Annotated in this window: 21 protein-coding genes; 8 read left to right on the top strand and 13 right to left on the bottom strand. The window is 69.7% G+C overall.

All coding sequences use genetic code 11. From position 1 onward, the window contains the following. Positions 1 to 107: 107 nt before the first annotated feature. The 5 genes from AB0M48_RS07180 to AB0M48_RS07160 form a co-directional block, all read right to left on the bottom strand. Positions 108 to 1,007: an alpha/beta hydrolase gene (locus AB0M48_RS07180; protein ID WP_363836607.1), complete on the bottom strand. Its 900-nt coding sequence runs from the start codon at positions 1,005 to 1,007 to the stop codon at positions 108 to 110. Then, a complete protein-coding gene (locus AB0M48_RS07175) occupies positions 1,007 to 1,312 on the bottom strand; it encodes an antibiotic biosynthesis monooxygenase (RefSeq protein WP_363836605.1) in 306 nt (101 codons plus the stop codon). Before AB0M48_RS07175 ends, AB0M48_RS07180 begins: the two co-directional genes overlap by 1 nt. A 111-nt stretch (positions 1,313 to 1,423) precedes the next feature. Next, a complete protein-coding gene (locus tag AB0M48_RS07170) occupies positions 1,424 to 2,380 on the bottom strand; it encodes a hypothetical protein (protein WP_363836602.1) in 957 nt (318 codons plus the stop codon). Further along, entirely contained in the window at positions 2,377 to 3,579 is a 1,203-nt protein-coding gene (locus AB0M48_RS07165; protein WP_363836600.1) for an MFS transporter, read from the bottom strand. The genes AB0M48_RS07170 and AB0M48_RS07165 overlap by 4 nt, the downstream gene beginning before the upstream one ends. Positions 3,580 to 3,599: 20 nt before the next feature. Continuing rightward, positions 3,600 to 4,958 (bottom strand): DNRLRE domain-containing protein, encoded by a 1,359-nt coding sequence (locus AB0M48_RS07160; protein ID WP_363836597.1) that lies wholly within the window; start codon positions 4,956 to 4,958, stop codon positions 3,600 to 3,602. A 173-nt stretch (positions 4,959 to 5,131) separates the two neighbouring features. Here AB0M48_RS07160 and AB0M48_RS07155 point away from each other — a divergent pair, with 173 nt between their 5' ends. Continuing rightward, the gene (locus AB0M48_RS07155) at positions 5,132 to 5,710 is read left to right on the top strand and encodes a hypothetical protein (protein WP_363836595.1); all 579 of its coding nucleotides are present in this window, start codon (positions 5,132 to 5,134) and stop codon (positions 5,708 to 5,710) included. On the opposite strand, the gene AB0M48_RS07150 is transcribed toward AB0M48_RS07155, so the two are convergent. Continuing rightward, positions 5,673 to 6,659 (bottom strand): PHP domain-containing protein, encoded by a 987-nt coding sequence (locus AB0M48_RS07150; RefSeq protein ID WP_363836593.1) that lies wholly within the window; start codon positions 6,657 to 6,659, stop codon positions 5,673 to 5,675. The two genes, AB0M48_RS07155 and AB0M48_RS07150, sit on opposite strands and share 38 nt — an antisense overlap. A gap of 38 nt (positions 6,660 to 6,697) precedes the next feature. Between AB0M48_RS07150 and AB0M48_RS07145 the strand changes: the two genes are divergently transcribed. Both AB0M48_RS07145 and AB0M48_RS07140 read left to right on the top strand, forming a co-directional pair. Continuing rightward, on the top strand, positions 6,698 to 6,913 hold the full coding sequence (locus AB0M48_RS07145; protein ID WP_363836590.1) for a DUF3237 family protein: 216 nt from the start codon (positions 6,698 to 6,700) through the stop codon (positions 6,911 to 6,913). Positions 6,914 to 6,997: 84 nt separating this feature from the next. Beyond that, positions 6,998 to 8,569 carry an alpha/beta fold hydrolase gene (locus AB0M48_RS07140; RefSeq protein WP_363836587.1) on the top strand — a complete coding sequence of 524 codons (1,572 nt, stop codon included), beginning with the start codon at positions 6,998 to 7,000 and terminating at the stop codon, positions 8,567 to 8,569. A 90-nt stretch (positions 8,570 to 8,659) separates the two neighbouring features. On the opposite strand, the gene AB0M48_RS07135 is transcribed toward AB0M48_RS07140, so the two are convergent. Then, positions 8,660 to 9,607, bottom strand: a complete 948-nt coding sequence (locus tag AB0M48_RS07135) for an MASE1 domain-containing protein (protein ID WP_363836584.1) — start codon at positions 9,605 to 9,607, stop codon at positions 8,660 to 8,662. A gap of 256 nt (positions 9,608 to 9,863) precedes the next feature. On the opposite strand from AB0M48_RS07135, the gene AB0M48_RS07130 reads away from it, so the two are divergent. Further along, positions 9,864 to 12,002 carry a molybdopterin oxidoreductase family protein gene (locus AB0M48_RS07130; RefSeq protein WP_363836582.1) on the top strand — a complete coding sequence of 713 codons (2,139 nt, stop codon included), beginning with the start codon at positions 9,864 to 9,866 and terminating at the stop codon, positions 12,000 to 12,002. A 46-nt stretch (positions 12,003 to 12,048) separates the two neighbouring features. Further along, complete coding sequence (locus AB0M48_RS07125; protein ID WP_363836579.1) at positions 12,049 to 13,830, top strand: AMP-dependent synthetase/ligase; 1,782 nt, start codon at positions 12,049 to 12,051, stop codon at positions 13,828 to 13,830. Between the two features lie 217 nt (positions 13,831 to 14,047). Here AB0M48_RS07125 and AB0M48_RS07120 read toward each other — a convergent pair whose 3' ends face one another. Further along, entirely contained in the window at positions 14,048 to 15,031 is a 984-nt protein-coding gene (locus AB0M48_RS07120) for a LacI family DNA-binding transcriptional regulator (protein WP_363836576.1), read from the bottom strand. A 43-nt stretch (positions 15,032 to 15,074) separates the two neighbouring features. Further along, positions 15,075 to 15,269 (bottom strand): hypothetical protein, encoded by a 195-nt coding sequence (locus AB0M48_RS07115; protein WP_363836573.1) that lies wholly within the window; start codon positions 15,267 to 15,269, stop codon positions 15,075 to 15,077. Positions 15,270 to 15,597: 328 nt separating this feature from the next. Between AB0M48_RS07115 and AB0M48_RS07110 the strand changes: the two genes are divergently transcribed. Next, the gene (locus tag AB0M48_RS07110; protein WP_363836571.1) at positions 15,598 to 16,803 is read left to right on the top strand and encodes a glycosyltransferase; all 1,206 of its coding nucleotides are present in this window, start codon (positions 15,598 to 15,600) and stop codon (positions 16,801 to 16,803) included. On the opposite strand, the gene AB0M48_RS07105 is transcribed toward AB0M48_RS07110, so the two are convergent. Continuing rightward, a complete protein-coding gene (locus AB0M48_RS07105; protein WP_363836569.1) occupies positions 16,774 to 17,334 on the bottom strand; it encodes a helix-turn-helix domain-containing protein in 561 nt (186 codons plus the stop codon). The two genes, AB0M48_RS07110 and AB0M48_RS07105, sit on opposite strands and share 30 nt — an antisense overlap. Positions 17,335 to 17,435: 101 nt before the next feature. Here AB0M48_RS07105 and AB0M48_RS07100 point away from each other — a divergent pair, with 101 nt between their 5' ends. Then, the gene (locus tag AB0M48_RS07100) at positions 17,436 to 18,308 is read left to right on the top strand and encodes an alpha/beta fold hydrolase (RefSeq protein WP_363836566.1); all 873 of its coding nucleotides are present in this window, start codon (positions 17,436 to 17,438) and stop codon (positions 18,306 to 18,308) included. Between the two features lie 3 nt (positions 18,309 to 18,311). Here the strand turns inward: AB0M48_RS07100 and araD are convergent, their stop codons facing one another. Genes araD through AB0M48_RS07085 form a run of 3 tightly spaced genes read right to left on the bottom strand, consistent with a single transcriptional unit; the run spans position 18,312 to position 21,554 of the window. Next, the gene (araD, locus tag AB0M48_RS07095; RefSeq protein ID WP_363836564.1) at positions 18,312 to 20,018 is read right to left on the bottom strand and encodes an L-arabinonate dehydratase; all 1,707 of its coding nucleotides are present in this window, start codon (positions 20,016 to 20,018) and stop codon (positions 18,312 to 18,314) included. Beyond that, positions 20,015 to 20,920 carry a dihydrodipicolinate synthase family protein gene (locus tag AB0M48_RS07090; RefSeq protein WP_363836561.1) on the bottom strand — a complete coding sequence of 302 codons (906 nt, stop codon included), beginning with the start codon at positions 20,918 to 20,920 and terminating at the stop codon, positions 20,015 to 20,017. Before AB0M48_RS07090 ends, araD begins: the two co-directional genes overlap by 4 nt. Continuing rightward, positions 20,907 to 21,554, bottom strand: a complete 648-nt coding sequence (locus AB0M48_RS07085) for a GntR family transcriptional regulator (protein ID WP_363836559.1) — start codon at positions 21,552 to 21,554, stop codon at positions 20,907 to 20,909. The genes AB0M48_RS07090 and AB0M48_RS07085 overlap by 14 nt, the downstream gene beginning before the upstream one ends. Positions 21,555 to 21,753: 199 nt before the next feature. Here AB0M48_RS07085 and AB0M48_RS07080 point away from each other — a divergent pair, with 199 nt between their 5' ends. Next, complete coding sequence (locus AB0M48_RS07080) at positions 21,754 to 22,308, top strand: hypothetical protein (RefSeq protein ID WP_363836556.1); 555 nt, start codon at positions 21,754 to 21,756, stop codon at positions 22,306 to 22,308. The last annotated feature ends 142 nt before the right edge of the window (positions 22,309 to 22,450 follow it).

Raw genomic sequence — 22,450 nt, 5'->3', positions numbered from 1 at the left:
CTTTCGTGCGGTCACACCGCACGAAAGCGCCCCGCGTGCGGTCCGGCAACGTGAAGAAGGCTCGCTGCTGGGTTGCGGCGTCGCGGACAGGACTTCCGGTCAGGTGTTCAGGCCAGCCGGCGCGCGAGCCATTCGGTGCGCGTGCGCCTGGCCTGAACGGACAGCCCGGCGCCGGGGAAGATCGCGTCGAAGCCGTGGAACCCGCCGGCCCACGTGTGCAGTTCGGCGTCACCGCCCGCGGCCCAGATGCGCGAGGCGTAGGCGACGTCCTCGTCCCGGAACACCTCCGCCGTCCCGGTGTCGACGTACGTGGCGGGTAGCCCGGACAGGTCCTCGGCCAGAGCCGGTGACACGTAACGGGAAACGTCCGTGCGGTCGCCGAGCACCGAGCGCCAGCCGAACTCGTTCATCTCGCGCGTCCACACGCCGGGTTCGCCGGCGTACTGCCTGCTGGACGTGGAGTCGTTGCGGTGGTCCAGCATCGGGCAGATCAGCACCTGAGCGGTGATCTCCGGGCCGTCCAGGTCGCGGGCCATCAGGGTGACTCCGGCGGCCAGACCGCCGCCGGCGCTGATGCCCGCCACGACGATCTCGCCGATGCCGAGCTCCTCCGCGTTCTCGACCGTCCACAAGAGACCGTGGTAGCAGTCGTCGACGAGTGTCGTCCCGGTCGCCTCGGGTGCGAGCCGGTGCTCGACGGTGACCACGACGACGCCGAGCTCTTCCAGCCACTGCAACGGGATGTCGATCTGGGAGAAGCGGTCGCCCATCATCATGCCGCCGCCGTGGATCCAGTAGACGCACGGCGCGGGCCGGTCGAGGTTCCTGGGGCGGAATACGGTCAGCGTGATCTCGCCGATCGTCACGTCGTGCCGTTCGGCGTCGGTCTTGAACGGCGGTGACGGCATCTGGCGGATCTGCTGGAGCATCTCGTGGGTGAGCTCGGTGGACAGCGGCATCTCGGCGAGGAGTGCGCTCAGCTCGGGGTCGAACGCCGGGCGGGCCATCAGAACGCCGCCTTGCCGCCGACGGGCAGCTCGTCGGAGTACGTGGACTCGACGTCGAGCAGGGTCTGGAGGTTCGCGACGAGAGCCTGGGCTTCCTCGGTCGCGAAGAACGCGCTGTGGGCCTCGGCCGTCGTCCAGCCCTCGGTCACGTGGACGACGTCGGGGTCGGTCGCCGAGCGGCCGACCAGGAAGACCACGCAGTCGTCGTTGGTCAGCGACGGGGCGCCGAGCAGGAACTCGACGACCTCGTCGCCCTTGCCGGGCCGCGCGGTGAGGGTGGCGCGGAAACCGTGCTCGACACTCATCTGTTCCTACCTTCTGTTCGTTCTGCTGTTCTGGCGATGGACCCATCAGATCAGCTGGAACAGGGTCGATAGGAGATCAATGCTGCCAAGCTCTTGCCCAATCCTGCCGAGTCAGCTGATCGGCGCGGGAGAGCTGGCCTCCGGCACCAGGACCGCGGGCGTCCCCGATCCGTCCGCGGGCACCGCCCACACGTCGTTGAGGCCGTCGTCGCGCTGGATGCCGTACGCGACGGTCCTGTCGTCGACCCAGGCCGGCTGGTCGTCGACGTTGCGGGTCTCGGCGAGTTCGGTGATCGCGCGCGTCTCGAGGTCGAGCACGGACACCCGCCAGCCCTTCTGCGGGTCGCCGCCGACCGCCTTCTTGTAGGCGATGCGGGTGCCGTCAGGGGAGAGCGACGGGCACTCGACGTCGTCCAGGTCCGTGAGCGGGCGGACCCGGCGTGCCGCGAAGTCGCCCTCGAGCAGGTAGCGGTGGCCGCCGGTGGACATGGTGGCGTAGAAGCGGTTGTCGTCGGCGGTGAACGTGACGCCCCAGTAGTTCGTGTCGACCGGCCGTTGCGGCATGCCCTCGACCGCGAACTCCTCCAGCGACGTCACCAGCGTGCCGGTCTTCGTGTCCAGGACGCCCGTGCTGGTGGAGAACCCGTTGGCGGCGTAGGAATGCCCGTCGACGAACAGCGTCCACGCCACCATCCGGCCGCTGGCCGACACCCGCGTGCGGTTCGGGAAGCCGGTCAGCGGGACCGTCCTGAGTTCTTTCAGATCACGGTCGAGCACGGCCAGTTCGCTCGCCTTCAGCGCTCCGACCGGCCGCAGGCAGGAGATCGTGCCCGCCGCCGAGTAGACGCGGTCGCAGCGTTGTTCGGTGACCTCCCGGGAACCGGCCGGGTCGGTCCGCGACACCGTGGAGAGCTTGCCGTTGCTCAGGACCATCAGCCGCGGCCCGGCACCGGCCGGAACGGACTGCGCGGCATCGTCCGGTGTGGCGCCGGACAGCGCGGTGTAGCCGGCGGCGACGCCTGCGAGCAGGACGGCGGCGGTCAGGGTGATCAGCAGGCGCTTGTTCATGAGCGGCGTCCCAGCAGTGCGGCGGTGGCGATCAGGGCACAGACCACGGCGACGGCGGCGATCCGGGTGGCGGCCTCGGGGCTCCAGAACTGCCAGGCCAGGCCGAACAGCACGGAGGAGCCGAGGTAGGCGAGCGCCTGTCCACTTTGGATCAGCGCGATGCCGGTGGTGCGCAGGCGTTCCGGCAGGACCGGGCCGGCGAGCGCCATCAGCACGCCGTCCGTGCACGCGTAGAAGACGCCGTAGAGCAGCACGATCAGCACGAGGAGCGGCCAGCCGCCCAGCGGTCCGTGCAGCAGCAGGTAGACGGCGGTCAGCGCGACGTACCCGGCCAGCATGACCTTGAGCCTGCCGATCCGGTCGGCGAGCGCGCCCAGCGGTGCGGCGAGCAGCAGGTACACCAGGCTCGTGCCCACCGCGAGCAGCGGGAACCAGCCGAACGCCAGCCCCTCGCGCTTCTGCAGCAACAGGTACACGAAGCCGTCGCCGATGGTGACCAGGCCGAGCAGTGACGCGGCCAGCACGATCCTGCGGACGGCCGGGTCCCTGAGCAGCGTGAGTTTGAGAGGTTCCTTGCGGGCCAGGGGTTCCGGCCGGTCCCGCACGTAGAGCACGAGCACCAGCACGCCGAACGCGGCGATGCAGGCGCTGGTGACGAACACGGCGTCGAACGACTGGGCGGAGGCCGCGAGCACGGCCATCGCGACCAGCGGCCCGGCGAACGCGCCGATGCCGTCCATCGCCCGGTGCACGCCGAACGCCCGTCCCAGGTCGCCGCTGGGCGTCGAGAGGGTGATCAGCGCGTCGCGCGGGGCGGTCCGCAGGCCCTTACCGGCGCGGTCGGCGGTGATCACGAAGCCCAGCGCGGTCAGGGAGTTGCCGGCGGTGAGCAGTCCGAGCTTGGCCACCGCCGAGATGCCGTAACCGAAGCCCGCCACGGCCTTGCGCTTGTTCGTCCGGTCGGCGAGGTAGCCGCCCGCGAGTCTGAGCAGCGTGGTGGCGCCGGTGTAGACGCCGTCGATCAGCCCGTACGCGGCGGGACTGAGCTGGAGGCCGATGACCAGGTACAGCGGCAGGATCGCGGCCACCATCTCCGACGAGACGTCGGTGATGAGGCTGACCGTGCCGAGCGCGAAGACGTTGCCGCTCAGCCCTTTCCAGTTCGCCGTCTTGGGTTTGTCGATCGTGGACAGGTACATCATCGGCCTCCAGCGGTCCGTCAGTGGCAGTTGGTGGTGCCGCTGTCGGTGTAGGTCTTGCCCGCCTCGGGGACGAACTGCCAGTCGAAGCTGTTGCTGTGCAGCGTCAGCTTCAGCACGCCGCGGGTGCCGGTGTTGCGGGCCTCGCTGTTCGGCTTGATCGTGCCGAAGCCGTAGGCACCCGCGCCGCCCATGCCCGCGACGAACGTCCGGATGCCGCGCGAGTTGTCCAGCCCACCCGCGGGGTTCTGCGGGGCGAACCGCTCGTACTGGTGGTTGTGACCGAAGACCACCACGTCGGCGTTGGCGTCGTACAGGGCCTGGAACAACGGCCTGGTGGCCGTCGAGGGCGCGTGGTTGGCGCCGCTGGTGAACAGCGGGTGGTGCCAGTACGCCGCCGTGCACGGTTTCGTGCTCGCCGCCAGGTCCTGCCGCAGCCACTGCTCCTGCGCGCTGCCCGCAGCCATGCTGATGTTGGAGTTCAGCGAGACGATGTGCCAGTTGCCGAGGTCGTAGGAGTAGTACCCGCGGCCCGACGGACCGGCCTGAGCGCCGAAGTAGTTGTAGTAACCGGTGGCGCCACTGGTGTGGTAGTCGTGGTTACCGGGCGAAGGCCTGGTGCGCGCCTTGTGCCGGCCCCAGGTGGGCTCGTAGTAGGTGGTGAACTGGCTCGCGGTGCCGTCCGGGTAGACGTTGTCGCCGGTGGTCCAGACGGTGCCCGGGATGTTGTCCAGCAGCGCGGCCGTGGCCGTGTCACCGGAACCGGAGTCGGCGATGTCGCCCGCGCCGACCCAGACCGGGTCGCCGGGAGGCGGGATCGTGCCGTCGGTGACGACGAGCTGCGGTGCGGTGGAACCCGACTCGCGGGAGTCGTAGTCGGCGCCGTCCGTGCTGCTCGACGTGATGCCGATGCTGTAGGTGCCGTTGCCCGTGACGTAGCTCGTGACGTCGACCTCGTACCAGGCGTTGCGCACGACCGAGCCGAGCGAGCCGACCGTGGCGCCGTCGATCGCGGGCTGGTTGTTCCAGGTGACCGCGGTCTCGGTCCAGCTGACGTTGGACATCGCTTTGAACGTGCCGCCGTTGGGGCTTTCCGCGCCGGCGACGTCGTCGGTGTGGATGCGCAGCTTGGCGTTGCTGACGCTGCCGGTGATCCCGGAGACGGTGAACTTGAGGAACGTCCGCTTGATCGGCGAGTTGTCGACGCCGAGCTGGCCGGACGTGCCGTAGTTCGTGCCGGTGGACCCGTTGTCGACGTAGGTGTCGGCGGTGGGCGTGAAGGTGGTGGTGGCAGCGTGAGCTGCGGTGGAGGCGGTGAGTGTGGCCGCCGTGACGATGACGGTGGAGAGCACGGCCAAGGGAGCCCTGCGACGTGACATGCCTGTCCTTGTGGTGGTGGGCGGACATGGGCCGTCGCGAAGAGTAGGGGCGGGGTGGTTCGGCCACCAATGATCGTTCGGAGGCGGTTGGGTGAACGGTGGGAAAACCCCTCCAGGGGGTGAGTGCCGGGCGGGCCCGGTATTTCCGCGGCTGCCGCCCGCTCCTTGAGAACATGGGAGTCGAGGTCTGCGACCCTCGCTGGCTCACGGTCGTGCCCGGAGCCGAGCTGGTGGTCGCGCTGGACGAGGTGGGCGGGCACGCCGCGGACGGGCACCGGGTGACGGTGCTGATCGACCTCGTGCCGGGCAACGTGTCGATGCTGCGCGGGTTGGCCGCAGAAGCCGTGGGCGAGGGCGCTCGCAAGGTGCGGGTGCGGCCGCACGGCGTCGACCGGGTCGATCTCGTCTACGCGGCGGTGGAGCTGAACCGGGTCGCGGAGGACGACGCCGTGGAGGTGCGGTTCGACGTCACGTCGGCCGCGTTGCTGCAGGCCGATCCCGCGGCGTTCGTGCGGGTCGATCCGCTCGTGGTGAAGGCCGACGGGACGGTCGTGCCGATCTGCGCCGGGCTGGAGCGGTACGCGCTCGGCTCACTCGGGTCGCTGGACGACCTGGTGGCCGCCTGGGACCCCGAGCCCGTCCGGGACCTGTGCCGGGTCGCGCTGAGCCGCGCGCTGGCCGACACCGGGCCGCTCGTGTCCTGGTACGAGCACCTCACCCGGACAGCAGCCGAGCCGCGGTTCTCGTGTTGATCACCTGCTCCGGCTCGACCCCGCACTCCTCCGCTCGAGCACAGCCGTAGTTCAGCCAGTCGAGCTGGCCGGGCGCGTGCGCGTCGCTGTCGATGGAGAACGTGCACCCGGCGTCGACGGCCAGGCTGAGGAGCCGGCGCGGGGGATCGAGCCGTTCCGGCCGTGAGTTGATCTCGACCGCGGTGCCGTGCTCGGCGCAGGCCTCGAAGACCCGCACGGCGTCGAACTGGGACTCAGGACGGCCCTTGCCGACGACCAGGCGGCCCGTGCAGTGGCCGAGGATGTCGACGTGCGGGTTGCTGACCGCGTTGACCATCCTCCGGGTCATCTCGGCGCGCGGCATCTTGAGTTTCGAGTGGACGCTCGCGACCACGACGTCGAGGCGTGCCAGCAGGTCTTCGTCCTGGTCGAGCGAGCCGTCGTCGAGGATGTCGACCTCGATGCCGGTGAGGACCACGAACGGTGCCAGCTCGGCGTTCAGCTCGGCGACGACCTCGAGCTGCTTCTCCAGCCGTTCGCGGCTGAGTCCATTCGCGACGGTCAGACGCGGGGAGTGGTCCGTCAACACCATGAACTCGTGGCCGAGATCGCGCGCGGCCTCGGCCATGTCCCTGATCGGGCTGCCCCCGTCGGACCAGTCGGAGTGGACGTGGCAGTCGCCCTTCAGCCTCGCGCGCATCTCCTCGCCGCCGGTGATGTCGACGTGCCGGAGCTTCGCCAGGTACGCCGGCTCGCGGTTCGCGAGCGCGTCCGCGACGACGCCGGCCGTCGACTTGCCCACGCCCTTGAGGTCGGTGAGCGTGCCGAGCCTCGCCCGTTTCTCGACGTCGGCGGGGTCGAGGCCGGCGAGGACGGCGGCCGCGTTGCGGAACGCCTGGACGCGGTAGGTCGGCTCGCCCGCCCGTTCGAGGTGGAAGGCCACCTGCTTCAACGCCTTGACCGGATCCATACCTCTTCCTACCTCATCCGCGGTGTCCGCGCGGCGCGGTGCACGGGTTGCTGTGCAAGCACGACGACGCTTGCGCGTATCTGCACTACTCAGGGCGGGTTGACGTCTCGAATGGCTTCGGTGCGCCGCTGTACGCCGCGCCGTTGTTCGAGACCGGTGACGACCGCTACCGCTGGTTGAACCGCGTGCAGACCGTCGCGAAGGGGGTGCTGGACGGCCTGACGCTGACCTACGAGGTGTGCGAGGTGCGGTGAATTTCACCCGACCTTCGGGGGTGTCGACCGGGACGGCGACTGCGGAAGCGTTCTGTCGCTGGCCGACGATCGTGAGGGGTGCGCGTGAGGAAGCGTTGGGGCGCGGCGGCTTTGGTCGCTCCGTTGTTCATGTCCCTGGTGGGAACGGCCCAGGCGGCGCCGGGACCGCTGGACGAGTACTACACGCAGACCATCGCCTGGGCCGAGTGCCCGGCGGGCTGGGTCTCGCCCTCGACGGGGGTCGAGTGCGCCACCGCCGTCGTGCCGATGGACTACAAGAACCCGGGCAACGGCAACCTGGAGATCGCCCTCTCGCGCAAGAAGGCGACGGGTCCGGCGCGCCGCAGAGGCGTGCTGATGACGAACCCCGGTGGCCCCGGCGGTTCGGGTCTCGGCGCCGTGCACTGGTTCAACGCCCAGACCGACGTCCTGAAGATCTACGACGTCATCGGCATGGACCCGCGCGGTGTCGGCCGGTCGACGCAGATCCGGTGCATCTCGACGCCGTCGGACGACGAGTTCCCTTCGCGCCCAACCGATTCGCAGCTCGCGAACTGGTCCGACTACGCCCGCGCGGTCGAGGCGAACTGCCAGCGCGGCGGCGGTGAGATGCGCCGGTTCATCTCGACCATGAACACCGCCCGCGACATGGACGTCATCCGCGGGGCCATGGGGGAGAAGAAGATCTCCTACGTCGGCTACTCCTACGGCACGCAGCTCGGCGCCGTCTACGGCTCGATGTTCCCCACGCGCCTCGACCGCAGCGTCCTCGACTCCGCCCTGGACCCGCTGAAGACGTGGCACGAGCAGGACGTCGACGTGGTGGACGCGATCACCGACAACCTCCGCAAGTGGACGGAGTGGACCGCTGCCCGCAACGGCACCTACGGCCTCGGCACCACCCCCGCCGCGGTGCGAGGCGAGCTCGACGCGATCGCCGAGCGCCTGAAGACGGGCCCGCACGGCGGCTACGCGGACGTGACCTCCTTCGACTACGCGGTGGGCGCCACCCGCTACCGCCGCTCGTGGGCCGCGTTCTCCCGCCACGTCGCCTCGATCAAGGCGGGCGCCGCGGACCCGGCCGAGGCCTCCGCGATCGTGGCCGCCCTGAAGAAGGGCGACATCGAACCCACCTCACCGGGCACGTTCCAGGCCGTGGTGTGCGAGTGGGACTGGTTCACCGACGTCAACACCTACTACAACGACATGAAGCGCTGGCGCGACACCAACCCGTACGGCGGCACCGTCGACTACATGGCGCCGACCAACTGCACGTTCCGCGCCTTCCAGCGCCCGGAGAAGATCCCGGCGATCACCCGCAAGTACCCGGCCGGCCTGGTGGTCAACTCCGACGGCGACACCCAGACCCCGCTCGCCAACGGCCGCGTCATGGCGGAGCACCTGAACCAGCCGCTGATCAGCGTGGCGAACGACGGCCAGCACGGCCACTACTCGTTGCGCCGCAACGCCTGCGTCGACACACTGGTCAACAAGTACCTGGTGTCGGGGATCCTGCCGGCGTCCCGGGTGACCTGTGCCGGGACGGACATCGCGGAGACCGTGCCCCCTGGTCAGGCGGCGGCGCTGGGTGTGCAGTCGGCCCGGCCGTTGAGCGACGTCCTCGGTGAGATCGCGGCGGAGACGAAGCCGTTCTGATCGTGTGAACGATCTTGTCGGACCCCGTGAGCACGGGTCAGATGCAGGGGTTCCCAGCTCAGGGGACCCCTGCGTCGGTGGGCGTCTCGTCTAACCGGGCGGCACGACCCGGCCGAGCCGTTGACGCCCGCCGTCCTCCTGGTAGCGCGCAACGGTGTCGGCCAGCTGCTCGCACGCCCGCTCGATGGCCTGCCTGGCCTCGTTGCGCTCGCTGGTGATGGCGCTCAGGATCAGCCCGGTCAGCGCCACCGAGCTGTTGAACGCCTGCAGCACGATCATGGTGGTCAGCAGGTCGCCGGTGGTGAAGTGGCCGCTGGCCGCGGACATCACGGCGGCCACGGAGATGATCACCGCGCACGGGGCGGCGATCGCGTGCTGGAAGCGGAGGGCGGCCCAGATCAGCATCGGGAACACCAGGAACAGCAGGCGCGATTCCGCCGTGGTCACGAAGAACGCGAGCAAGGCGGTCATGACCAGCAGCGCGGCCGCCTCCGCCAGGCGGCGCGGCGGGGCCTTCCAGCGGCGCGGCACGGTGAGCAGCAGCGGCGTGAACACCAGCACGCCCATCGCGTCGCCCGTCCACCACACCGACACCACGGCCGGTACGTCACTCCACGGGATCACGCCGCCGGCCTTCATCGCCGCCGCACCGATCAGCGCGCTGACAGACATCGCACCCAGGGCTCCCGCGAACACGAGCAGCAGCGCGTCCTTCAAGCGGTCGAGCGCAGGGCGGAAACCGAAGCGGGTCAACAGGTACCAGGCCAGCAGGGGCGCGGCGGTGTTGCCCGCGGTGATCAGCAACGCCGCCAACAGCGGCGAGCCCAGGGAGATGTTGGTGGCGAACGCTCCGAGCGTGATCCCCGGCCAGATCCTGCGGCCCGACATCACCAGTGCCGCCACGGCGATCCCCGTCGGCAGCCACAGCGGAGTGACCTGACCCTTCACGAGAGCCAGGACGAGGCCGACCTGCGCGGTCGCGAAGTACGCGACAGCGACCGCGGCGATCGTGGCGGCAGTGCGGAATGCGGCGTTCACCGCCACATGCTGCACCTGTGCGCACACGTTGGCCATAGCTCGCCACAGCGCGTACCCACCTGGACTCACCCCGTAGATAGGTACCGGTCAGTTCCGTAAGCATGTCAGGCTTTGACCAGTGCAAATCGACATACCGGCTGGTATGCTCGGCGACTCTCAGGCGGTCGTTGGGCTGTTCGGGTTGACCTCCGCCGCGCGGTTGCGTTCGAGGGCAGGCGACTAGTACCCGTTGGTAACAAGCTGTGTGAGGGGACCCATGAGGACCGTGTTCACGACCTGCCCGCTCTGCGAAGCGACGTGCGGGCTGGAGCTGACGGTCGAGGGTGACCGCATCACGAAGGTGCGCGGCGACCGCGAGGACGAGTTCAGCAGGGGCTTCATCTGCCCCAAGGGCGCCTCGCTCGGCACGCTCGACGCCGACCCCGACCGCCTGAGCACCCCGCTGATCAAGCGCGACGACGAGTTCCAGGAGGCGACCTGGGAGGAGGCGTTCGCGTACGTCGACGAACGCCTGAAGGACTTCCCGGACCGCGACACCGTCGCGATGTACCTCGGCAACCCGGTCGTCCACTCGCTCGCCGGCGGCCTCTACGCCGGACCGCTGCGCAAGGCGCTGGGCAGCCGCAACGTCTTCACCGCCAGCACCGTCGACCAGATGCCCAAGCACGTGCAGGTCGGTCACATGTTCGGCGGCGTCTTCTCCATCCCGGTGCCCGACATCGACCGCACCGACTTCATGCTGGTGCTGGGCGCGGACCCGTTCTCGTCCAACGGAAGCCTGTGGACGGTCCCGGACGCGCCGGGCCGGTTCAAGGACCTGCAGAAGCGCGGCGGCAGGTTCGTCGTCGTCGACCCGCGCCGCAGCCGCACCGCCCAGGCCGCCGACCAGCACGTCGTGATCAGGCCGGGCACGGACGTGTTCCTGCTGCTGTCGCTGATCCACGAGCTGTTCGCGCAGGACCTGGTGAACCTCCGCGACCTGGCCGGGCACGTCACGGACCACACGGTGATCCGGGAGCACGTCGAGGAGTTCGGCCCCGAGGCCGTCGAGGAGCGCACGGGCGTCGACGCGGCCACGATCCGTGCGCTGGCGAGGCAGCTGGCCGGGGCCGGACGCGCCGCGGTGTACGGCCGGATCGGCACGACGACCGTCGAGTTCGGCACGGTCGCGTCGTGGGCGGTCGACACCCTCAACGTCCTGACCGGCAACCTCGACCGGCCCGGTGGCGTGATGTGGCCGCTGCCCGCGCACAGCAGGCGCGGCACCGGCAGCGGCAAGGGGTTCGCCATCGGCCGCTGGCACAGCCGGGTCAAGGGCCACCCCGAGGTGATGGGGGAGTACCCCGCCGTCACGATGGTCGACGAGATCGAGACGCCCGGCGAGGGCCAGGTGCGGGCGCTGTTCACGATCGGCGGCAACCCCGCGCTGTCGCTGCCGAACTCGGCACGGGTGAACGCCGCGCTGTCCTCACTGGACTTCATGGTCAGCGTCGACCCGTACCTCAACGAGACCACGAGGCACGCGGACGTCGTCCTGCCGACGCCGCCGCCGTCCCGCCGCGACCACTACGACATCGCGTTCCTCAACAACTCCGTGCGCAACGTCGCGAAGTACTCGCGCGCGGCGATCCCGTTGGAGGAAGGCAGGGTCGACGAGACGGACATCTTCTTCCGCCTCACCACGATCCTCGCGGGCATGGGCCCGGCGGCCGACCTCGACGCCATCGCGGCGTTCCAGCTCGCCGACCTGAAGAAGAAGGCGGGCGCCGACTTCGAACCCGAGGGCAAGACGCGCGAGGAACGCCTGCTGGACCTGAAACTCCGCACCGGCGCGTACGGGGTGACGCTGCGGCAGTTGCTCGACCACCCGCACGGCATCGACCTCGGCCCGCTCACCTCGCGCCTGCCGGAGATCCTGCGCACGCCGTCCGGCAAGATCGAACTCACGCCGCAGCCCATCATGGACGACCTGCCGCGCGTGCTCGCCGCTCTCGGCACGCCCGAGCCCGGCATGGTCCTGGTCGGCCGCAGGCACCTGCGCACCAACAACTCCTGGATGCACAACGTGCCCGCGCTGGTGAAGGGCAAGCCGTTGTGCACGCTCCTGGTCAACCCCGGCGACGCCACCCGCATCGGCCTGGCCGACGGCGGGACCGCCCAGGTCACCTCGCGCGTCGGCAAGATCGAGGTGCTGGTCGAGGTCACCGCGGACATCGCGCCCGGCGTCGTCTCGATGCCGCACGGCTGGGGCCACGACCAGCCCGGCACGCGGCTCACCGTCGCCGCGGAGCACGCCGGCGTGAACGTCAACCTCCTCACCGACGACCTGCGCATCGACCCGCTCTCGGGCACCGCCGTGCTCAACGGCACCCGCGTGCAGGTCGTGCCCGCCTGAAGAACCCTCCCTGTCTGAAAGAACCCAGTGCGCCCTAGGAGCCGCCATGACCGCCGGAGTCACCAGCCCGAACGCGGTGCGAGCCATCCGCCGCATAGCCGACCTGCCGTTCCTCGCGGAGCAGGCCTACGGCGACGCGGTGGCGTGGCGGTTCAAGCAGGACGGGCAGTGGCGCGAGCAGACCTACGCCGAGGTCGCCGAGGTGGTGCTGGACCTCGCGTCCGGGTTCGTCCACGCAGGACTGCAGGCGGGCGAGCGGGTCTGCGTGCTCGCGAACACCCGTCCGGAGTGGACGGCGGTCGAGCTCGCGGTGCTCGCGGCCGGTGGCATCGTCGTGCCGATCTACCCGTCGAGCGCGCCGGAGGAGATCGCCTGGGTCGTCGGCGACTCCGGTGCGTCGATCGTGGTGGCCGAGAACGAGGAGCAGTGCCTCAAGGTCGAGTCCGTCGGCTCGGAACTCCCCGAACTGCGCTCGGTCTTCTCGATCGACCCGGCCGGTGACCGCCCGCGGATCGCCGAACTGCAGGACACCGGCCGCACCTCGCCGCTGGCCGGCGTGCTGGACTCCCGCCGCGCCGCGATCAGGCCGGAGGACCCGAGTCTGATCATCTACACCTCCGGCACGACCGGCCCGCCCAAGGGCTGCGTCCTGACCAACGAGAACTGGGTCGCGCTGTGCCGGGTCGCGGAGGAGGCCCGCATCGACGCGATGACCGGCGTCGTCTACCTGTTCCTGCCGCTCGCGCACGTCTTCGCGCAGATCATCATGTTCGGCACGATGTACCGCGGCGGGGCGCTCGCCTACTTCGGCGGCGACATGAAGGCCATCGTGCCGGAACTGGCCGAGGTCCGGCCGACCTTCCTGCCGTCCGTGCCGCGCATCTTCGAGAAGATCTACACGTTCGTCACGTCGAGCATTCCCCCGGAACAGCTCGCGCAGGCCGTGGCGCTCGGCCTGGAGGTCCGGCGCAGGCGGGCGGCGGGCGAACCGGTGCCTGCGGAGATGGCGGCCGCGTTCGAGCAGGTCGACGTGTTGTTCGCCAACGTGCGCGCGGTGTTCGGCGGCCGGCTCGTGCAGGCCCTGTCCGGTGCCGCGCCGATCTCGCCCGAGGTGCTGCGGTTCTTCCACGCGGCCGGGGTACCGGTGCTGGAGGGCTACGGCATGACCGAGTCCACCGCGGTCGGCACGATCAACACGCTGGACCGCTTCAGGCTCGGCTCGGTCGGCGCGTCCGGGGTGGCGGGCCTCGAGATGTCGGTGGGGGAGGACGGCGAACTGCTGATGCGCGGCCCGCACGTCTTCGCGGGCTACTGGCGCAACGAGGAGGCCACGGCCGAGACGCTGCGGGACGGCTGGCTGCACACCGGCGACCTGGGCGAGATCGACGCGGACGGTTTCGTGACGATCACGGGGCGCAAGAAGGACATCATCATCACCGCGGGCGGCAAGAACATCGCGCCGGCGAACGTGGAGAACGTGCTGCGCCAGTCCCGCTGGATCTCCCACGCCGTGCTGTTCGGCGATCGCAGGCCGTACTGTGTGGCACTGCTCACACTCGACGCGGACGAGATCGTGCCGTGGGCGAAGGCTCGTGGCTTGCCGTCCGACATCGAATCTTTGGTGGGTCACCCAGAAGTGCGAACGCTCGTGCAGGAAGTTGTCGACGAAGCGAACTCGCACTTCGCCAGTGTTTCCCAAGTGAAGAAGTTCGTGCTGCTCACCCGCGATCTGTCCCAGGAGGAAGGTGAGCTCACGCCGACGTTGAAGGTCAAACGCAACGTTGTACACCGCCTTCACTCTGGGTTGTACGAAGGGCTCTACGAGTAACCCGTACGTACGAGAAATCCAAAAACAGGTACATCCACCCTGGCGGTTTCGGCGCAGTCAGGGCAGAGTGGGACACCAAGCGGCGCTAGGCCCCCTCCCCCCTCGGGCCCAGCCGCTTCGCGGCCCCGGCTCAAGGCGTACTCCCCCCAGACGCCCAGCCGGGGCCGCCTTGCATCTCCGTCCTTTGTGGTCGCGCCGGCGACCGATCGGGATCGTGTCAGCGTTTCGGTGGCGTCGTGGTCCCGCGCACGATCAGCTGCGTCTCCGCCACGATCTGCGGCACGTCGGTGTGGTCCGAGTCCAGCCAGTCCAGCAGGAGGTTCACGGCCGTGCGTCCCGCCTGCGCCACGGGCATCGACACCGTTGTCAGCGCGGGCGAGCACAGCGAGGCGTAGGTGAGGTCGTCGAACCCCGTCACGGACACGTCGCCCGGCACGGAGATGCCGCGGTCGCGCAGCCGGGCCAGCACGCCCAGCGCCATGATGTCGTTGTAGGCGACGATCGCCGTCGTGCCGGCCGCGACGGCCAGGTCCGCCGCCTGCAGTCCGCCCTCGTAGCGCGGTGCGAACGGTCCCAGGTCGACCAGGTCGACCCCGTGCTTCGCCACCGCCTTCATCAGGCCGCGGCGACGCTCCTGGTTGGACCACGAGGTGCGCGGCCCGTTGAGGTAGGCGACGCGGTGGTGCCCCAGCGCGACGAGGTGGTCGATGACGGCGTGCATGCCTCCCGCCGAGTCCATCAACGCGGCGGGCACGCCGGGCAGGCGCCGGTTCAGCAGCACCAGCGACGTCGCACCCGCCACCTCGTAGACCTGCGAGTCCTCGAGGCCCGGCGCGCACAGCACGACGCCGTCGACCTGTTTCGCCATCGCGTGCACGAGCTTGGCCTCGGCGACCGGGTCCTCGTCGCTGTCCGCCACGAACACCGCGTAGTCGGCCTGCATCGCCCGTGCCTGCACGGCCTTGAGCACGCCGGTGAAGAACGGGTTGTCGAGGTCCGGCACGACGATGCCGATGTTGCCCGTCTTGCCCGTGATCAGCCCGCGAGCCGCCCTGTTGGGCTGGTAGCCGAGCTCGGTCGCGGCAGCCAGCACGCGTGTCCTGGTCTCCGGGCGCACGAGCTCCGGGGACGTCAGCGCACGCGAAACGGTGGCGACCGACACGTGTGCCCTGCGTGCCACGTCGCGGATCGTGACTGCCACTTGTACCTCACCCTCCCCAGCCGGTTGAACCAATCATGACGGGTCAGGTGTCGAGCCGGTCGTCGAGGCGGGTCACGAGCTGAGCCGGATTCACGAAACGGAGGGCGATCACGAGCAGCGGTGCCAGCACGCATCGATCTGCTCGATGAACGGCGTCATCGTCAGCACGACGAAAGTGGGAGGCTCCTGTGGCATCCCGTTCACGGCGGTCGCCGGCGAGAACCGGCGTCCTGGCCACCGCACTCCTTCACCGGCTGGACGACGCTGCTGACCGGCGTCCCGCGCACCGAAGTTCTGTGGCACCGAAGAAGACCTTCCCGGTCGGCGCCACGACCTCCAACGGGGACAAGGACTCCACCGCGGGCAACAGCGACACCAGGATCCTGGAGGTCGCTCTCAACTAGTCCCGGGAAAACCAGTCCGGAACAACGGAAGACCCCCGGATCCGCATCCGGGGGTCTTCCCACTTCAACATATAGCGCACAGGGGGACTTGCGGCAAGACCCCGTTGGTCACCCAGAATTCCCCGCCGTAGCCGGAAACCGGGCGAACTGGGGAGTCTCGAAGTGCGTGTTGTTCTTGCAGGTTTCGGGTCGCGCGGAGATGTCGAACCGCTGATCGCGCTGGCGGTGGCGGTGCGGGAACTCGGTGCGGAGGCGGTGGTGTGCGTACCGCCGGACGAGGAGTTCGTGTCCAGGCTGGACGCCCACGGTGTGCCGTTCGTCGCGTTCGGACAGTCGGTGCGTGAACTGGTGACGAGTGCGCGGCCGGATCCCGCGACCGTCGCGGCCGCGCTGGTCGGCGAGTGGTTCGGCCCGGTCGCCGCCGCGGCCGAAGGCGCTGACGTGCTGGTGGCCAGCGGGCTGATGCCCGCGGGCGCGCGGTCGGTGGCCGAGCACCTGGGCCTGCGGTACGTGCTCGCGTCGTTCCACGACATCTCGCTGCCGTCGCCGCACCGCAAGCCGTCGCAACGGCCGGGCAGGCTCTTGCCGCCGGACGAGACGGACAACCGGGTGCTGTGGGACATCGACGCGGAGAACGTGAACGCGATGTACCGCCCGGCGTTGAACACCCACCGGGCGGAGCTCGGCATGCCACCGGTGGACAACGTCCGCGACCACGTCTACTCCGGCACGTTGCTGCTGGCGGCGGATCCGCTGCTCTGGCCGGTGCCGGAGCTGACGAACCTGGAGGTCGAGCAGACCGGCGCGTGGATCCTGCCGGACGAACGCCCGCTCGCGCCCGAACTGGTCACCTTCCTCGACGCCGGCGAGCCACCGGTGTACGTCGGGTTCGGCAGCATGCCCATGCACGCCTCGGCGGACATCGGCCAGGTCGTCGTCGACGCCGTCCGCGCGCAGGGGCGCCGGGTGCTCCTGGCGCGAGGCTGGGCAGGCCTGGCCCAGATCGACGAGAGCGACGACTGCTTCGTCGTCGGCGAGGTCAACCAGCAGGCGTTGTTCCGCCGCGTGGCCGCCGTCGTCCACCACGGCGGCGGGGGCACCACGACGACCGCGGCTCGCGCCGGTGCGCCGCAGGTGGTGGTGCCGCAGATCGTGGACCAGCCGTTCTGGGCCCGCCGGGTGGCCGAACTGGGCATCGGCGCGGCACACGACGGACCGGTGCCGTCCTTCGAATCGCTGTCGGCCGCGCTCACGACGGCGCTGGATCCTGAAACCCGCGTCCGCGCCGCCACCGTGGCGGACATGATCCGCACCGACGGGGCGGCGGTGGCCGCCCGGTCACTTCTGGACGGAAAGCCCGTCCAGTAGCAGGCTGATCAGCCGCCGCGGGTCGTAGCGCGGGTCGTCGTCCCGTCCGATGCACAGGTTGCCGATCCCGCGCATCAACTCGAACGGCCGCACGTCGGCGCGGATCTCGCCGGCGTCGGCCGCCGCGTCGAGCAGCGAGCCGCACACCGGTCCGAGCCGGTCGAGGAAGTACGCGTGCAACGACGCGAAGCCGCTGGTGTCCGACTGCATCGCGCCGGCGAGCCCGTGCTTGGTCACCAGGAAGTCCACGAACAGGTCGATCCACTTGCGCAGCGCGGCGGCGGGGGAGTCCTCTGTGGACAGCAGGGCGGGGCCGGCCTCCGCGCAGGCCTCGACCTGGTGCCGGTAGACGGCGACGACGAGGTCCGCGCGGGTGGGGAAGTGGCGGTAGATCGTGCCCATGCCGACTCCGGCCTCGGCGGCGATCTCGCGGATCGGCGCGTCGACGCCCGACCTGACGAACACCTCGGCCGCGGCAACGAGCAGCGTCTGCTCGTTGCGCACGGCGTCGGCTCGCTTGCGTGGTGGCACGCGCGCTCCTTCCCGAGTGGTCGGTTGACAAAGCGGAACAGTGCTCCGTATCGTTCCGGAACGTCGCTCCGCTTGAGTGGACTGTACTCGAAGGGAAACCCATGACCGTCTTCACGGTGAGCCCCGTCGTGCTCGAAATCCCCGGCAGGCCCGTTGACCTGCAGCTGAAGGTCTCCGCGCCGACCGAGGGCACCGGCCTGCCGATCCTGCTGCTGTCGCACGGGCAGGGCTACTCGAACCACCTGTCCTCGCTGAACGGCTACGCGCCGCTCGCGAACCACTGGGCCGAGGAGGGCTTCGTCGTCCTGCAGCCCACGCACCTGAGCAGCAGGTCCCTGAACCTGCCCGCCACCACCCCCGGCGCGCCGATGTTCTGGCGGGAGCGCGCCGAGGACATGTCGCACGTCCTCGACCGCCTCGACGAGATCGAGAAGGCCGTGCCGCAACTGCAGAACCGCTGGGACCGCTCCAAGATCGCGGTCGTCGGCCACTCGATGGGAGGCCACACCGCGAGCCTGTTGCTGGGCATGCGGACCGAGGGCGTGAGCCTGAAGGACGACCGGATCAAGGCGGGCGTGCTGCTCGGCTCGACCGGCCGCGGCGACGCGGTCACCGACGTGGTGAAGGAGAACTACTCCTTCATGCAGACCACGGACTTCAGCGAGATGACCGCGCCCGCGCTCGTGGTCGCCGGTGACGCGGACGCCTCCGCGCACCTGACCACCATGGGGCCGGACTGGCACGCTGACCCGTACCACCTGGCGCCCGGCCCGAAGGACCTGCTCACGCTGTTCGGCGCGGAGCACGGGTTCGGCGGCGTCTCCGGCTACGACGTCGCCGAGACCACCGACGAGAGCCCGGAACGGGTCGCGGTAGTGCAACAGCTGACCACGGCCTACCTGCGCAGTCAGCTGCTCGGAACCGCCGACTGGCAGGACGCCGCCACCGGACAGGGCCGCATCGAGTCCAAATAGGACTCAGTGCGCGTTGGGCTCGGGGTTCTTCCCGGGCCGTGACAGGAACTCGAAGTCGCAGCCCTCGTCGGCCTGCGTGATGTGCTCGTAGTACAAAGCGCCGTACCCGCGTTCGAACTTCACGGGCGGCGGCGTCCACGCGTCCCGGCGACGCGCCATCTCCTCGTCGGAGATCTCCACGCGCAACACCCGCGCCTCGACGTCCAGCGTCACGAGGTCGCCGTCCCGCACCAACGCCAGCGGCCCGCCGACGTGGGCTTCCGGCGCCACGTGCAGAACGCATGCGCCGTAGGAAGTTCCGCTCATCCGCGCGTCCGACACGCGCACCATGTCCCGGACACCCTCGCGCAGCAGCTTGTCCGGAATGGGCAGCATCCCGTATTCCGGCATGCCGGGCCCGCCCTTCGGGCCACCTCCGGCCAGCACGAGCACCGAATCCTTCGTCACGTCCAAAGAAGGATCGTTGATCCGTGCCTGCAGATCCTGGTAGCCGTGGAAGACCACGGCGGGCCCGGTGTGCCGCCACAACGCGGGATCAGCCGCCACGTACTTGATCACCGCGCCGTCAGGAGCCAGATTGCCCCGCAGCACAGCCAGTCCGCCCTCGGCGGAGATCGGATCGTCCACCGGGCGGATCACCGCGGAGTCGTACACCTCAGCGCCGTCGAGGTCCTCGCCGAACGTCCGCCCGGTCACGGTGATCCGCTCGAGGTGCAACGACTCCCGCAACCGCGACAGCAGCCCGCGCAGCCCGCCCGCGTAGTAGAAGTCCTCCATCAGGTGGGATCCGGCGGGCTGCACCGAGGCCAGCACGGGCACCTCGCGCGACAACCGGTCGAAGTCGTCCAGCGACAACGGGATCTGCGACCGCCCCGCCATCGCGATCAGGTGGATGTACGAGTTCGTGGACCCGCCGAGCGCCAGCACGGTCCGGATCGCGTCCTCGTAGGCCTCCGCCGACACCACGTCGCCGATCGTCAGCCCCTCGCGCACCATCTCGACCACGCGCATGCCCGACGCGGCCGCCATCCGGTGGTGCGCCGAGTCGACGGCCGGGATCGACGACGCCCCCGGCAACGTCAGCCCCAGCGCCTCCGCGGCGGCCGTCATGGTCGAGGCCGTGCCCATCGTCATGCACGTGCCGGGGGAGCGGGCCAGCCCGGACTGGATCTCGGACCAGTCGGAGGACGAGATCGTGCCCGCCCGCTTCTCGTCCCAGAACCGCCACATGTCCGTGCCGGACGCGAGCTTCTCGCCCCGCCAGTGGCCGCGCAGCATCGGCCCGGCCGGCACGAAGACCGTGGGCAGACCGGCGGACGCCGCGCCCATCAGCAACGCCGGGGTCGTCTTGTCGCAGCCACCCATCAGCACGCAACCGTCGACGGGATAGGAGCGGAGGATCTCCTCGGTCTCCATCGACAGCATGTTCCGGTACATCATCGGAGTCGGCTTCTGGTACGTCTCCGACAGCGTGGAGACCGGGAACTCCAACGGATGTCCGCCCGCCTCCCACACCCCGCGCTCGACCTGCTGCGCCCGTTCGCGCAGGTGCATGTGGCACGGGTTGATGCCGCTCCACGTGTTCAGGATCGCGATGACCGGCTTGCCGAGGTGCTCGGAGGGGTTCAGGCCGAGCTGCCTCATGCGGGCGTTGTGCGAGAACGCCCGCAATCCCTCTCCTTCGAACCACTCCGCGCTCCGAAGCGTCACAGCAGGCTCCACGAGTTGAGCAGCACGCCCACGGCGGAACGATCGGCCTCCGGCAACACCGAAGCGGGCGGCCGCACGTCCCGGCGGCACAAACCGAGCTGTGCCAGCGCTTCCTTGACCACGGACACGTTGTTCGCCGACTCGGACGCGGCCCGCAGCTCCTCGAACTTCCGGATGAACTCCCAGAGTTCCATCGCCGCGCCGAACTCACGGGCTCGCAGGCACCGGAACATCTGCACCGACAGCTGCGGCGCGACGTTCGCCAGCCCGGACGTGAACCCGGTTGCCCCGACCGCGAAGTACCCCGGCGCCGACAGCTCGGCCAGCCCCGCGATCCACGTCAGCCGCTCGAGCCCGGCGTCCCTGGCGACCGAGGCGAACCGCACCGGATCCGGTACCGCGTACTTCACGCCGACGACGTTCGGGCAGGCGTCCGCCAGCGCCGCGATCTGCGCACTGCCGATGCGCGGGTTCCGCACGTACAGGACCACGCTCAGCTCGGGCACCGCCGAGGCGATCGCCCGGTGGTAGTCGACCCACCCGTCCAGCGAGACGTACGGGTGCACCGGCTGGTGGATCATGATCCCGCGAGCACCGGCCCGGTCCGCGAACCGGGCGGCGGCCACGGCGGACGACAGGTCGTGCCCGACCCCGGCGACGATCGCCGCGCGGTCTGCGACCGCGTCCACGGTGATCTGCAGCGCGCGCTCGGTCTCGGCGGAGGACAACGTGTAGAACTCGCTCGTGTTGCCGTTCGGCGTCACGATCGAGATCCCGCCCTCGACCATCCGGTCCACGACCGCGGCGTAGTTCTTCTCGTCGATCGCTCCGTCCGCGCCGAACGGTGTGACGGTGATCGCCACGACGGAAGCCAGCTGCTCGGTCAGGTCATCGAACGACATCGGGAAGCTCCTCGACCACTCGATCGGCGAAAGTCTGGATGTGGCGGCGCAACAGGTCGGCCGCGGCGTCGCCGAAGCCCTCCTCGGCGGCGACGAGGATCGCCCGGTGCTCGGCCGCCTCGGCGTCCCAGGTGGGATGGAGGCCCCAGCCGGCGACGGTGATCAGCGCGGCCTGGTCGCGCAGCCCGTCGAGGATTCCGACCAGCAGCGGGTTGCCGCACCCGGCGTAGAGGGCGCGGTGGAAGCGGCGGTTGGCCAGGCTGCGCCGTGCGAGATCGGGGACCTCTTCCAGGGCTGATCTCGCCTCGGTGAAGTCCGCTCCCAGCTCGACCGACCGGCGCAGGGCCTCCGGCTCCAGCAGCATCCGCACGTCGTAGACGGACGCGGCCATCTCCGCGTCGACCGTGCGGACCGTGGCGCCCTTGTACGGGCTCATCACCACGAGCCCCGACCCGGCGAGCGTCTTGAGCGCCTCGCGCACAGGCGTCTTCGAGACGTTGAGCGTCGCGGCGAGATCGGTTTCGACGAGCGCCTGACCCGGTTTCAGCTTTCCGTAAAGAATCGCTTCTTTGATCGATTCCAGAACGAAGTCCGTCCGGGACGCCGGAAGGACTCCCGGCCGGTCATACATCATATATGAGAGCCTAGGAGCTGCTGGAGCGTCAGGTCAACCATTTCGTGTGGGCTGAACAACGTCGTTGTATCTGAGTTGAACCAACTTCCTCGCAGGCTCGTTCTGAGGGTGTTGGTCACCGCCGCACGCGGGCCTGGAGAAGGAGAAATTTGAGTGCATCGTTCCGCGTAACCGTGTCCATTGCCGCGTCCGCCAGCGCATGGCACCGAACGTCCTGGGCACCAACGAGTTGAACGAGAACGACATGCTGATGGAAGAACTGCCACCGGAGGCCGCGCTCGACGGGCCTCCGCCGGACATGGACCACCTGCTCCAGCGCACGCTGGGCACGGTCCGTGAAGAGAGAGATCAGGCCGTGCGCCGCCGTGGGCGCATCACGGCCTTGTCGTCGACCCTTGTTGTCGCTGGAGTGCTCGCTGGGGGCGTCTGGCTGGGTCAGGGAATGGGGGTCGGTGGCACCGGGAACGCCGACGCGCTCCTGCAGGGGACCTCGCCGACGGGTGCGCGGATGGCCGTGCAGGTCACCGACACCGAAGGTGGCTTGAAGCTGGTCGCGACGGTCGACGGCATGCAGGACGGGGAAGCCTGCTGGCTGGTCGTGCACACGAAGGACGGCCGGACGTTCACCGCAGGCTCGTGGAGGGCGCACGGCGGCGAGGTGACCTTGGCCGGGTCCGCGCTGGTGCGGGCAGAGGACGTGACCGGGGTCAGCGTGGTCGACCACCACCGCCGGCCACTGGTGACCGCCAGTTAGGAGCGGGACTCGCGTCGCGGAGCAACGCCACGGCCCCGAGTCCACGCCCGCGCCGGCCACGTGACGTGCCGGGCTATCGTCGTGCCGGAACGTGCCGGTCGTACTGAGACGGCACACTTTGGTTTGCCCGGACGGATTGGCA

This window comes from Lentzea sp. NPDC051208 (genome assembly GCF_040682435.1).
GTDB lineage: Bacteria > Actinomycetota > Actinomycetes > Mycobacteriales > Pseudonocardiaceae > Lentzea > Lentzea kristufekii.
Note: the sequence above shows the minus strand (reverse complement) of the source record. Positions and strands in the feature narration are given on the sequence as shown.